Consider the following 13,122-nt stretch of genomic DNA (forward strand, 5'->3'; position numbering starts at 1 on the left):
GTGTGCTGAATTGTTGACGCATTTATTTATTGGTATCGCATGAACCCCATCGTAATTAATCGGCTTCAACGGAAGCTGGGCTACACTTTTAATCATCAGGAACTGCTGCAGCAGGCATTAACTCACCGCAGCGCCAGCAGCAAACATAACGAGCGTTTAGAATTTTTAGGCGACTCAATCTTGAGCTACGTTATCGCCAATGCGCTGTATCACCGTTTCCCTCGTGTGGATGAAGGCGATATGAGCCGGATGCGTGCCACGCTGGTCCGTGGCAATACGCTGGCAGAACTGGCACGCGAATTTGAGTTAGGCGAGTGCTTGCGTTTAGGGCCGGGTGAACTTAAAAGCGGTGGATTTCGTCGCGAGTCAATTCTCGCCGACACCGTCGAAGCATTAATTGGCGGCGTATTCCTCGACAGTGATATTCAAACCGTCGAGAAGTTAATCCTTAACTGGTATCAAACCCGTCTGGACGAAATTAGCCCAGGCGATAAACAAAAAGATCCGAAAACGCGCTTGCAAGAATATTTGCAGGGGCGCCATCTGCCGCTGCCAACCTATCTTGTAGTTCAGGTCCGTGGCGAAGCGCACGATCAGGAATTTACAATCCACTGCCAGGTCAGCGGCCTGAGTGAACCGGTGGTTGGCACAGGTTCAAGCCGTCGTAAGGCTGAGCAGGCTGCCGCCGAACAGGCGTTGAAAAAACTGGAGCTGGAATGAGCATCGATAAAAGTTACTGCGGATTTATTGCCATCGTCGGACGTCCGAACGTTGGCAAATCCACGCTGCTGAACAAACTGTTGGGGCAGAAAATCTCCATCACTTCCCGCAAAGCGCAGACAACTCGTCACCGCATTGTGGGTATCCATACTGAAGGCGCGTATCAGGCGATCTACGTCGATACCCCGGGCCTGCATATGGAAGAGAAGCGTGCTATTAACCGCCTGATGAACAAAGCGGCGAGCAGCTCCATTGGCGACGTTGAGCTGGTGATTTTTGTCGTTGAAGGCACCCGTTGGACGCCGGACGATGAAATGGTGCTCAACAAGTTGCGTGACGGTAAAGCGCCGGTGATCCTCGCGGTGAACAAAGTGGATAACGTGCAGGAAAAAGCCGATCTGCTGCCGCACCTGCAGTTCCTTGCAAGCCAGATGAATTTCCTCGATATCGTGCCAATCTCCGCCGAAACCGGACTTAACGTTGACACTATCGCGGCAATCGTGCGCAAACACCTGCCGGAAGCGACGCATCACTTCCCGGAAGATTACATCACCGACCGTTCACAGCGGTTTATGGCCTCTGAAATCATCCGTGAAAAACTGATGCGTTTCCTCGGAGCAGAACTGCCGTACTCCGTGACCGTGGAGATCGAACGTTTTGTCACCAATGAACGTGGTGGTTACGACATCAACGGTTTGATTCTCGTTGAGCGCGAAGGGCAGAAGAAGATGGTCATCGGCAACAAAGGGGCCAAGATTAAAACCATCGGTATTGAAGCGCGTAAAGACATGCAAGAAATGTTCGAAGCGCCTGTCCACCTTGAGCTGTGGGTGAAAGTGAAATCTGGTTGGGCCGACGACGAACGCGCGTTGCGCAGTCTCGGTTACGTTGACGATCTTTAATTAGCATACTCTATGACTTTCGAGGTGCAGGAAGGCGGCAAGACCGTGAATCCCTGGGAGCTTACTAAAGTAAGTGACCAGGGTGAACGGGTGCAGCCAGGGCACCTGCAACTTGAAAGGCGACGAGTATGATGGAAGGCTGGCAGCGCGCATTTGTCCTGCATAGTCGCCCGTGGAGCGAAACCAGTCTGATGCTGGACGTCTTCACGGAGGAATCGGGTCGCGTGCGCCTGGTTGCCAAAGGCGCACGCTCTAAACGCTCAACTCTGAAAGGTGCATTACAGCCTTTCACCCCTCTCTTGCTACGCTTCGGTGGGCGCGGTGAAGTCAAAACGCTGCGCAGTGCTGAAGCTGTCTCATTGGCGCTACCATTAAGCGGTATCACGCTTTACAGCGGTCTGTACATCAACGAACTTCTCTCTCGCGTGCTGGAATACGAGACGCGCTTCTCGGAACTCTTTTTCGATTACTTACACTGCATCCAGTCTCTGGCTGGAGCCACAGGCACACCGGAACCGGCCTTGCGTCGCTTTGAGCTGGCATTGCTCGGGCATCTGGGTTATGGCGTTAATTTTACCCATTGCGCAGGTAGCGGCGAACCGGTGGATGACACCATGACGTATCGTTATCGCGAAGAAAAAGGCTTTATCGCCAGTGTAGTTATCGACAACAAAACCTTCACCGGAAGGCAGTTGAAAGCGTTACACGCGCGGGAATTTCCTGATGCAGACACATTGCGTGCCGCGAAACGCTTTACCCGCATGGCGCTTAAGCCGTATCTTGGCGGTAAACCATTAAAGAGCAGGGAACTGTTCCGGCAGTTTATACCTAAGCGAACAGTGCAAACACATAATGACTGATGAGGATTGTCATGGCTGAATTACTGTTGGGCGTCAACATTGACCATATCGCAACACTGCGGAATGCACGTGGTACTGCCTACCCCGACCCGGTGCAGGCCGCGTTTATTGCCGAGCAGGCTGGCGCGGATGGCATTACCGTGCATTTGCGTGAAGATCGTCGCCACATTACTGACCGCGACGTGCGCATCCTGCGTCAGACGCTGGATACCCGCATGAATCTGGAGATGGCGGTGACTGAAGAGATGTTGGCGATTGCCGTTGAGACTAAGCCTCATTTTTGCTGCCTGGTACCAGAAAAGCGCCAGGAAGTGACAACCGAAGGTGGCCTGGACGTAGCCGGTCAGCGTGACAAAATGCGCGATGCCTGTAAACGTCTGGCGGATGCCGGGATTCAGGTTTCTCTTTTCATTGATGCCGACGAAGAGCAAATCAAAGCTGCAGCAGACGTAGGCGCCCCGTTTATCGAGATCCACACCGGTTGTTATGCCGATGCCAAAACTGAAGCTGAACAGGCGCAAGAGTTGGCACGCATTGCCAAAGCAGCAACCTTTGCTGCAAGTCTCGGTCTGAAAGTTAACGCCGGTCACGGTCTGACCTATCACAACGTGAAAGCCATTGCCGCCATCCCTGAGATGCATGAACTGAATATCGGTCATGCCATTATCGGACGAGCGGTGATGACCGGGCTGAAAGATGCGGTGGCAGAAATGAAGCGTCTGATGCTGGAAGCGCGTGGCTAATGGCAATATTAGGTTTAGGCACCGATATCGTGGAGATCGCTCGCATTGAAGCGGTGATCGCCCGATCTGGTGAGCGCCTGGCACGCCGCGTATTAAGCGATAACGAATGGGAAATCTGGAAAACGCACCAACAGCCAGTGCGTTTTCTGGCGAAGCGTTTTGCTGTGAAAGAAGCGGCAGCAAAAGCGTTTGGCACCGGGATCCGCAATGGTCTGGCGTTTAATCAGTTTGAAGTGTTTAACGATGAGCTCGGCAAGCCAAGACTACGGTTGTGGGGCGAGGCGTTAAAACTGGCAGAAAAGTTGGGCGTCGCGCATATGCATGTGACGCTGGCAGATGAGCGCCACTATGCTTGTGCCACGGTAATTATTGAAAGTTAAAAATAATACCGTTCTCTTTAAAAAATAAAACCCCCGAACTGGTAAGGAACGGGGGTTTTACTTTACAACTTTAATTTTGTGCAGCACGCACCCTCAATGAGAGCGATTATGGATCAGTGTGGTTATCTTTTACAAGCAACTTGCAATCTTTAGTATAAAAACTCGAGCCTTGACGAATAAATCGATATTGATGGCAAGATTAACGTGACCGCCAATTTGTAAGTACATTAAAATTAGCTTCGTTATTGGAAATTTTGCTGTGCTTTACACCATGCCACTGAATTCCCCCATTGAAACGAGTGGTGTCGTCAAAGCTCTGGTGTGGAGTGCAGCATGCACCCTCAATAACTCGCACGTTCAGCTTTGGGGAGATGTAAGGGCTAATCTGAGCGGCTGCATTCCTTGTTTAAGGAAAAACGAATGACTGATTGTCGATACCTGATTAAACGGGTCATTAAAGTCGTCATTGCTGTTTTACAGCTGATCCTTCTGTTCTTGTAACACCAGGAAACGTACTTAAGGCGCGTCAGGTTAACCAGCCAGGCGCGCCTTTAATAATTAGAAGTAAATGTCTGCGTAGATATTATAGAAATTCATTTAATGAATATATTTATTAATGACGTCATGGAAATAAATATAACACTTTCGGTTTTATTCGGGTAAATAAGCAATACCCTGCTCCTGAAGCAGGATATTAAATTTTATCCGCGTGATGCATCAGCACAAATTTATCCCACAACTGCTCTTCTGTCTCGACATGCGCCGGATCTTTCACAATGGTATTAGGGATCGGGCACACCTTCTGGCAGGTTGGCGTTTCGTAGTGACCTACGCATTCAGTACACTTATCGCTGTTAATCTCGTAAATATGATCACCCATCGAAATCGCCTCATTCGGGCATTCAGGTTCACACATATCACAATTGATGCATTTTTTAGTGATTAACAGCGCCATAAGGAAACTCTCAAAACAACACAAACCGGGCGGGCATTATACGCGCATTCTTTACTCAAACCAGTTTTTTCACCAGTGCCTCGCTGTGGCGAATGCGCTCAGGCGCCAGTTCGAGATCCTGCTGGATTAGCGCAATGAACAGCAAATCTGTAAGCATTCCCTGGGCGTGACAAGCGGAGATCGACGCACTATTCGTCGCCTGTTCTTCGGCAATAGTATACAGGCAATGGGATGCACGTTGTTGCAGAGCATTTGGCGTGAAACCGGTAATTGCCAGCACCTTTCCTCCCACACGTAGCATCTCATCCGCCGCGAGATTTAACTCACGTCGTACACCAGTGTAAGAGATAGCTAATAACAGGTCGTCCGGTGAAGATGCCTGTACAGTTGAGAGCAACGCATGCATATCGCGTTCTGCGGCAGCATTGAAACCAATCTTCATCAGTTTCCAGGCAAAGTTTTGCGCTACCAGACCCGAAGCGCCAATGCCAGTCAAAATAATCCGCCGCGCAGAACGCAACATCACCACGCATTCATGCAATTTCTCTTCACTGTTAACGTTCAGCGTCGCATACATGGCAGCCGTGTTTTCTTTTATGAGCTTTTCGCCCACCAGTCGCAACGGATCATCACCGCGAATTTGGTTATGAATGGGGACAGAAGGGGATTCCGGCTGGCTCGCCAGAGCTTCGCTTAACGCCAGTTTTAAGGCTGGAAAACCTTTATAGCCGAGTTTTTGTGCGAATTTCACTACGCTGGATTGACTGACTCCGGCTTCGTTGGCCAATTGCTGCGAACTTAAATGGCGCGCCGAATCAGGTTGTAGCAGGAGATAGTCCGCCAGTTTTTTATCACTCTGGGCAAGCTGCTGGTAACGCTGACGAATACGAAGTAAGCCGTTCATATCTTTCCTCGCGATGAAATAATGGCGACAACAGGCAATATGAGACACAAGCGAGTGAATATTATATTCCATAGTTTGTAAGATCTATGAATTAAAAATTCCATTCAGCATTATACGGTAGATTGTTGCCGGAAAAGTGATGATCTATCTGTTAGGCTATGTAGTAGCGATGATTAATCAGGATGTTTCAGTCCAGAGGAGTATGGTTTGGCAACTCACGAGCGTCGTGTGGTGTTTTTTGACTTAGATGGAACATTGCATCAACAGGATATGTTCGGTAGTTTTCTGCGCTACATACTGCGTCGCCAACCACTGAATACACTGCTTGTCCTGCCGCTATTACCGGTTATTGCCATGGCATTATTGATAAAAGGTCGTGCCGCGCGCTGGCCGATGAGTCTGCTATTGTGGGGATGTACTTTTGGTCACCGCGAAGCGCGTTTACAGGCGTTGCAAGCCGATTTTGTGCACTGGTTTCGCGACAATGTTACTGCTTTCCCGCTGGTGCAAGAGCGCCTGACTACCTATCTGCTAAGTTCCGATGCCGATATCTGGTTGATAACTGGTTCTCCGCAGCCATTGGTTGAGGCTGTCTATTTTGATACATCGTGGCTACCACGGGTTAATCTTATCGCCAGCCAAATCCAGCGAGGCTATGGCGGCTGGGTGTTGACCATGCGTTGTCTCGGGCATGAGAAGGTCGCGCAACTGGAGCGCAAAATCGGTACGCCACTGCGGTTGTACAGTGGTTACAGCGACAGTAATCAGGACAACCCGCTGCTCTATTTTTGTCAGCACCGTTGGCGCGTAACTCCGCGCGGCGAACTCCAGCAACTGGAATAGAGTAAAGCATAGCGTACGTGTATAATGCGCCGCGCTTTTATAACCGGAGTTTTCTTTTTGTCTGAAGTCGAATTTAGTCACGAATACTGGATGCGTCATGCCATGACGCTGGCAAAGCGTGCCTGGGACGAGCGGGAAGTACCGGTCGGCGCAGTATTAGTGCATAACAACCGGGTAATCGGCGAAGGCTGGAATCGTCCGATTGGTCGGCATGATCCAACCGCGCACGCTGAAATCATGGCCCTGCGTCAGGGCGGTCTGGTGATGCAAAATTATCGCCTGATCGACGCAACATTATATGTCACGCTGGAGCCGTGTGTAATGTGCGCCGGAGCGATGATTCACAGCCGCATTGGTCGTGTTGTTTTTGGTGCACGAGATGCGAAAACGGGCGCTGCCGGATCATTAATGGATGTGTTGCACCATCCGGGGATGAATCACCGGGTGGAAATCACAGAAGGGATACTGGCGGAAGAGTGTGCAGCGCTACTCAGCGACTTCTTTCGCATGCGTCGTCAGGAAATTAAAGCGCAGAAAAAAGCACAATCTTCTGCGGATTAATTTTGTTTCTTTTCACTTCCCTTCCTGGAAAACAGCAGCGAAGGGGAGTGTGTCAGATAATTAGATGACGACTGTGAAAGAAACGAGAGAAAAGGAAATTTTCCTTTACTCAATTCTGTTGGTGACACCGCCGGATAATCCTGAGCCAACTGCATCGCCGCTTCTGTAGCCTGCTTTTCTTTCTCCTGCAGATACCCCACCAGACTAATCTGATATTTACGGATATTTTCGACATAGGCGTAAGCTTCATGTCCCCGCGCATAACCGTAAGTCAGCTTGCTGTAATAGGGTTTCTGGCTAAGTAAAGGCAGACGTTGTTTAACATCGGTCCAACTGTCAGGATTACCTTTGGTTTTTGCCGTCAGGGCGCGAGCATCCAGCATATGCGCATAACCCATATTGTAAGCGGCGAGCGCAAACCAAATCCGTTCATTTTCTGGCACGCTTTCCGGCACTTTACTCATCATATCCTGCAAATAACGCGCGCCGCCGCTGATGCTTTGTTCGGCATCGGTACGATCGGTAATGCCCAGGCTTTGCGCGGTATTTTTGGTCAACATCATCATTCCACGCACACCGGTCGGTGAGGTGGCTTGCGCGTCCCAATGTGATTCCTGATAAGCAATAGCCGCCAGCAAACGCCAGTCAATTTCCTCGGCGTATTTTTCAAACAAAGGTTTTAATTGTGGCAGAACCGCATCGACGGCGCGTAAAAATGTGCGCGTATCGACGTAATCAAAATCATCGCCATGCCCCAGGTATTTCTCTTCAATGCGTGCCAGCGTACCGTCCTCATTCATTTTGTTGAAGAAGTCGAGCAGAGCTGCGGAAAGGGTATTATCGTCATCTAACTGGCTAAACCAGGTCACGGGTTGTTCATCGGTGATATCGAGCGCCACGGCGAGTTCCGGGTGAACTCGCTGAAACAGGCTGATGGCGACAGAATCAGCAATGGTGTAATCCAGCTTACCTCCAATGACATCTTCCAGTAATTCTGCAGAGCCTTTTTTGTCGTCCACCTTCCAGCTTAAATCCGGGAACTTAGTTTCTTTCAGTCTTTGCAGATCGTTAACGACGACGTGTCCTGGTGCGATGGAGAGCTGTTCCGCCGTCAAATTGCCCAGCGTGCGTGGGCGATATTGACCCACTTTGTAAACCAGTTGTTGTGAAACGGAATAATAGGTTGGACCAGGCTGATAATTTTTTACCCGCTCACTGTTATAAACCAGACCGGCTGCCAGAAGGTCGGCGTCGCCGTTGTCGAGATCGTCAAACAACTGGCTGATATTCTGCCGTACGGTCACTTTCAGTTTCACGCCGAGGTAGTCGGCAAATTGTTTAGCCAACTCATAATCCAGCCCGGAAGATTTACCGTTAATCTCATTCCAGGTGAGGGGAGTATGAATGGTGCTCACGCGCAATTCTCCCCGCGCTTGAATGGCGGCGATACGGTTGTCGGCTTTACCAAACCACGGAATAGATGGCCAGAGAGCTACCGCGAGAAGCAGTGCCAGAATGCCAATGAACAGATAATTAATCTTTAATTTTTTCAATTAGTTAATTCTCTGTGTCGTTCGTGTCCTGGCTTGAAAAAACGATATGCTAAACAAAGGTATAATCATCAATGAGCGGCATTTTGCGTAAACCTGTGCCAGTTGGCAACTTATTACAGCCGTTGGCGGCACGCGTTGCTAATTCACGATGGTGATTTTATTTCCACGCAAACGGTTTCGTCAGCGCGTCAGATTCTTTATAATGACGCCCGTTTCCCCCCTTGGGTACACCGAAAGCTTAGAAGACGAGAGACTTATGATGGAAATTCTGCGTGGTTCGCCTGCACTGTCGGCATTCCGAATCAATAAACTGCTGGCGCGTTTTCAGGCTGCCAGGCTCCCGGTTCACAACATTTACGCCGAGTATGTCCATTTTGCTGACCTCAATGCGCCGTTAAACGAAGAAGCGTACGCGCAACTTGAACGCCTGCTGAAATATGGCCCGGCACTCGCCAGCCATGCCCCGGAAGGCAAATTACTGCTGGTGACCCCGCGTCCAGGTACCATCTCTCCCTGGTCTTCAAAAGCGACCGATATCGCTCATAACTGCGGGCTGCAACAGGTAAACCGCCTTGAGCGCGGCGTTGCTTACTATGTAGAAGCCGGTACGCTGAACAATGAACAATGGCAGCAGGTTACCGCTGAACTGCACGACCGCATGATGGAAACGGTCTTTTTCGCTTTAGATGATGCAGAGCAGCTGTTTGCCCATCATCAACCGACTCCGGTCACCAGCGTTGATTTACTGGGGCAGGGACGTCAGGCGCTGATCGACGCAAACCTGCGTCTCGGCCTGGCACTGGCGGACGATGAAATTGACTATCTGCAAGATGCTTTCACAAAGCTTGGTCGTAACCCGAACGACATCGAGCTTTATATGTTTGCCCAGGCGAACTCTGAGCACTGCCGTCATAAGATTTTTAACGCCGACTGGATTATCGATGGTAAACAACAGCCGAAATCGCTGTTTAAGATGATCAAAAACACCTTCGAAACCACGCCGGATCACGTTCTCTCTGCTTATAAAGATAACGCCGCAGTGATGGAGGGCTCTGAAGTGGGCCGCTATTTTGCCGACCACGAGACGGGCCGCTACGATTTCCATCAGGAACCGGCGCATATTCTGATGAAAGTGGAAACCCACAACCACCCGACGGCGATTTCTCCGTGGCCGGGGGCGGCGACCGGTTCTGGCGGTGAAATACGTGATGAGGGCGCCACCGGGCGCGGTGCGAAGCCGAAAGCCGGTCTGGTCGGTTTCTCCGTTTCTAACCTGCGTATTCCGGGCTTCGAACAGCCGTGGGAAGAAGATTTCGGTAAGCCGGAGCGCATTGTCACCGCGCTGGACATCATGACTGAAGGCCCATTAGGCGGCGCGGCATTTAACAACGAATTTGGTCGTCCGGCACTGAACGGCTACTTCCGTACCTATGAAGAAAAAGTAAACAGTCACAACGGCGAAGAGCTGCGCGGCTATCACAAACCGATCATGCTGGCGGGTGGGATCGGCAACATTCGCGCCGATCACGTACAAAAAGGTGAGATCAACGTTGGTGCGAAGCTGGTCGTCCTCGGCGGTCCGGCGATGAACATCGGTCTTGGCGGCGGTGCGGCGTCTTCTATGGCGTCTGGTCAGTCTGATGCGGATCTCGACTTTGCTTCCGTCCAGCGCGACAACCCGGAGATGGAGCGTCGCTGCCAGGAGGTGATCGACCGTTGCTGGCAGTTGGGCGATGCGAACCCAATCCTGTTTATCCACGACGTTGGCGCAGGCGGTCTTTCTAACGCCATGCCGGAGCTGGTGAGCGACGGCGGACGCGGCGGTAAATTTGAACTGCGCGATATCCTGAGCGACGAACCGGGCATGAGCCCGCTGGAAATCTGGTGTAACGAATCCCAGGAACGCTACGTGCTGGCGGTTGCTGCCGATCAGTTACCGCTGTTTGACGAACTGTGTAAGCGTGAACGCGCGCCATACGCGGTGATTGGTGAAGCGACCGAAGAACTGCATCTTTCTCTGCACGATCGCCATTTTGATAATCAGCCAATCGATCTGCCGCTGGACGTGCTGCTTGGCAAAACGCCGAAGATGACCCGCGACGTACAAACGCTGAAAGCGAAAGGCGACGCCCTGGCCCGTGAAGGGATCACCATTGCTGATGCGGTGAAACGCGTGCTGCATCTGCCGACCGTGGCGGAGAAAACTTTCCTGGTGACCATTGGCGACCGTACCGTAACCGGTATGGTGGCGCGCGATCAGATGGTGGGTCCGTGGCAGGTGCCGGTCGCTAACTGCGCGGTCACTACCGCCAGCCTCGACAGCTACTACGGTGAAGCGATGGCGATTGGCGAACGTGCGCCGGTTGCGCTGCTGGATTTCGCCGCTTCTGCCCGTCTGGCGGTCGGTGAAGCGTTAACTAACATCGCCGCTACGCAGATTGGCGATATCAAACGCATTAAACTTTCCGCCAACTGGATGGCGGCAGCAGGTCATCCTGGTGAAGATGCTGGCCTGTATGAAGCCGTTAAAGCCGTGGGCGAAGAGCTTTGTCCGGCGCTGGGCCTGACGATCCCGGTGGGTAAAGACTCCATGTCGATGAAAACCCGCTGGCAGGAAGGTAGCGAAGAGCGCGAAATGACGTCGCCGCTGTCGCTGGTAATTTCTGCATTTGCCCGCGTAGAAGATGTACGTCACACCATTACGCCGCAGCTTTCTAACGAAGATAACGCACTGCTGCTCATTGATCTGGGCCTTGGCAATAACGCGCTGGGCGCAACGGCGCTGGCGCAGGTTTACCGTCAGCTTGGCGACAAACCCGCTGATGTGCGCGACGTCGCGCAACTGAAAGGTTTCTATGACGCGATTCAGGCACTGGTTGCGCAGCGTAAGCTGCTCGCGTACCACGACCGCTCTGACGGTGGCCTGCTGGTGACGCTGGCGGAAATGGCGTTTGCCGGTCATTGCGGCATTGAAGCGGATATCGCCTCTCTGGGCGACGATCGCCTGGCTGCGTTGTTTAACGAAGAACTGGGGGCGGTGATTCAGGTGCGCGCCGCTGACCGTGAAGCGGTCGAAGCCGTACTGGCACAGCATGGCCTTGCTGATTGCGTTCATTATGTCGGTCAGGCGGTATCTGGTGACCGTTTTGTGATTACCGCTAACGGACAGGCTGTATTCAGCGAAAGCCGTACTACGCTGCGTGTCTGGTGGGCAGAAACCACCTGGCAGATGCAGCGCCTGCGTGACAACCCGGAGTGCGCCGATCAGGAACATCAGGCGAAATCCAACGACGCCGATCCGGGTCTGAATGTGAAACTGTCGTTCGATATCAACGAAGATGTGGCAGCACCGTTTATTGCCACTGGCGCGCGCCCCAGAGTTGCCGTGCTGCGTGAGCAGGGCGTGAACTCGCATGTTGAGATGGCGGCAGCTTTCCATCGTGCAGGCTTCGATGCTATCGACGTGCATATGAGCGACCTGCTGGCTGGACGAACTGGTCTGGAGGATTTCCACGCCCTGGTAGCGTGTGGCGGTTTCTCCTACGGTGACGTGCTGGGCGCAGGTGAAGGCTGGGCGAAGTCTATTCTGTTCAACAACCGTGTACGCGATGAGTTTGCAACTTTCTTCCATCGTCCGCAAACGCTGGCGCTGGGGGTATGTAACGGATGCCAGATGATGTCCAACCTGCGCGAACTGATCCCTGGTAGTGACCTGTGGCCACGTTTTGTGCGTAACACATCCGATCGCTTTGAAGCGCGTTTCAGCCTGGTTGAAGTGACCCAAAGCCCGTCGTTGCTGCTGCAGGGGATGGTTGGTTCGCAGATGCCGATAGCCGTTTCTCACGGTGAAGGGCGCGTTGAAGTGCGCGATGCGGCGCATCTGGCGGCACTGGAAAGCAAAGGGCTGGTGGCGCTGCGCTATGTCGATAACTTCGGCAAAGTCACTGAAACCTACCCGGCCAACCCGAATGGTTCCCCGAACGGTATCACTGCGGTCACTACCGAAAGCGGTCGTGTCACCATTATGATGCCGCACCCGGAACGTGTTTTCCGGACTGTCAGCAACTCCTGGCATCCGGAAAACTGGGGGGAAGATGGTCCGTGGATGCGCATTTTCCGCAATGCACGTAAGCAGTTGGGGTAAGGCTGCGAGTATTTTTCGCAACGCATTGATTTTGTTGGCCGGATAAGGCGTTAACGCCGCATCCGGCATTAAACGTCAACCACTATTATCAGCTCCCAAATCCGGGAGCTTTTTTTGTGTCTGTAAATCACGACAACGGGTGGTTTGCCGTGTCGCTTATAGGTGACATTTAACTTGTTGATTTAATTTAAAACTAATACTTTTATCTTTAATTGTCTCTTATGAGCGACACAGTGGCTGATTTATAGACAAATCGTCAAGCAGCCATAAATCCATCAAACCAACGTAGAATCAGTACGTTATCAAACTATTTTATTTATTGGCACAGTTACTGCATAATAGTAACCAGTGGCTCATTCACCTACTTATGTCAGCCCCTTCGGGACGTGCTACATAAAATTCGAATGACGCACAACAAGGTGCCTGCCGTCCAACTTCTGATATCAGCGTAGCTATATCAACCATCGGGCGAAACGTCGAGTTAGGCACCGCCTTATTCCACAACAAAGCCGGGTAATTCCCGGCTTTGTTGTATCTGAACTCCCCCTCGGTTAGCA

Annotated in this window: 12 protein-coding genes; 9 read left to right on the forward strand and 3 right to left on the reverse strand. The window is 51.7% G+C overall.

The genetic code is table 11. The features are described from left to right. Nucleotides 1–39: 39 nt before the first annotated feature. The 6 genes from rnc to shoB all read left to right on the forward strand — a co-directional run bounded on the left by rnc (nt 40) and on the right by shoB (nt 4,106). The gene (rnc, locus tag H9644_RS15345; RefSeq protein ID WP_001068343.1) at nt 40–720 is read left to right on the forward strand and encodes a ribonuclease III; all 681 of its coding nucleotides are present in this window, start codon (nt 40–42) and stop codon (nt 718–720) included. Next, complete coding sequence (gene era, locus H9644_RS15350) at nt 717–1,622, forward strand: GTPase Era (RefSeq protein ID WP_000020738.1); 906 nt, start codon at nt 717–719, stop codon at nt 1,620–1,622. Before rnc ends, era begins: the two co-directional genes overlap by 4 nt. A gap of 131 nt (nt 1,623–1,753) precedes the next feature. Further along, on the forward strand, nt 1,754–2,482 hold the full coding sequence (recO, locus tag H9644_RS15355) for a DNA repair protein RecO (protein WP_191775348.1): 729 nt from the start codon (nt 1,754–1,756) through the stop codon (nt 2,480–2,482). A gap of 11 nt (nt 2,483–2,493) precedes the next feature. Then, nucleotides 2,494–3,225, forward strand: a complete 732-nt coding sequence (pdxJ, locus tag H9644_RS15360) for a pyridoxine 5'-phosphate synthase (RefSeq protein ID WP_064526152.1) — start codon at nt 2,494–2,496, stop codon at nt 3,223–3,225. Next, nucleotides 3,225–3,605, forward strand: a complete 381-nt coding sequence (gene acpS, locus H9644_RS15365) for a holo-ACP synthase (RefSeq protein WP_064526159.1) — start codon at nt 3,225–3,227, stop codon at nt 3,603–3,605. Before pdxJ ends, acpS begins: the two co-directional genes overlap by 1 nt. Nucleotides 3,606–4,025: 420 nt before the next feature. Further along, the gene (gene shoB, locus H9644_RS15370) at nt 4,026–4,106 is read left to right on the forward strand and encodes a type I toxin-antitoxin system toxin ShoB (RefSeq protein WP_000128779.1); all 81 of its coding nucleotides are present in this window, start codon (nt 4,026–4,028) and stop codon (nt 4,104–4,106) included. Between the two features lie 193 nt (nt 4,107–4,299). Here the strand turns inward: shoB and yfhL are convergent, their stop codons facing one another. Further along, nucleotides 4,300–4,560, reverse strand: a complete 261-nt coding sequence (gene yfhL / locus H9644_RS15375; RefSeq protein WP_001196283.1) for a 4Fe-4S dicluster ferredoxin YfhL — start codon at nt 4,558–4,560, stop codon at nt 4,300–4,302. A gap of 55 nt (nt 4,561–4,615) precedes the next feature. Beyond that, nucleotides 4,616–5,464 carry a MurR/RpiR family transcriptional regulator gene (locus H9644_RS15380; RefSeq protein WP_064526160.1) on the reverse strand — a complete coding sequence of 283 codons (849 nt, stop codon included), beginning with the start codon at nt 5,462–5,464 and terminating at the stop codon, nt 4,616–4,618. A 207-nt stretch (nt 5,465–5,671) separates the two neighbouring features. Between H9644_RS15380 and yfhb the strand changes: the two genes are divergently transcribed. Both yfhb and tadA read left to right on the forward strand, forming a co-directional pair. Beyond that, nucleotides 5,672–6,307, forward strand: coding sequence for a phosphatidylglycerophosphatase C (gene yfhb, locus H9644_RS15385; protein ID WP_064526162.1), 636 nt, complete (start codon nt 5,672–5,674; stop codon nt 6,305–6,307). Nucleotides 6,308–6,364: 57 nt separating this feature from the next. Continuing rightward, nucleotides 6,365–6,868 carry a tRNA adenosine(34) deaminase TadA gene (tadA, locus tag H9644_RS15390; RefSeq protein ID WP_064526984.1) on the forward strand — a complete coding sequence of 168 codons (504 nt, stop codon included), beginning with the start codon at nt 6,365–6,367 and terminating at the stop codon, nt 6,866–6,868. On the opposite strand, the gene mltF is transcribed toward tadA, so the two are convergent. After that, nucleotides 6,865–8,421: a membrane-bound lytic murein transglycosylase MltF gene (gene mltF, locus H9644_RS15395; protein ID WP_191775211.1), complete on the reverse strand. Its 1,557-nt coding sequence runs from the start codon at nt 8,419–8,421 to the stop codon at nt 6,865–6,867. The two genes, tadA and mltF, sit on opposite strands and share 4 nt — an antisense overlap. 256 nt (nt 8,422–8,677) lie before the next feature. On the opposite strand from mltF, the gene purL reads away from it, so the two are divergent. Further along, nucleotides 8,678–12,565 (forward strand): phosphoribosylformylglycinamidine synthase, encoded by a 3,888-nt coding sequence (gene purL, locus H9644_RS15400; protein WP_064526165.1) that lies wholly within the window; start codon nt 8,678–8,680, stop codon nt 12,563–12,565. Nucleotides 12,566–13,122 lie beyond the last annotated feature (557 nt).

The organism is Escherichia whittamii, from assembly GCF_014836715.1.
Lineage (GTDB): Bacteria > Pseudomonadota > Gammaproteobacteria > Enterobacterales > Enterobacteriaceae > Escherichia > Escherichia whittamii.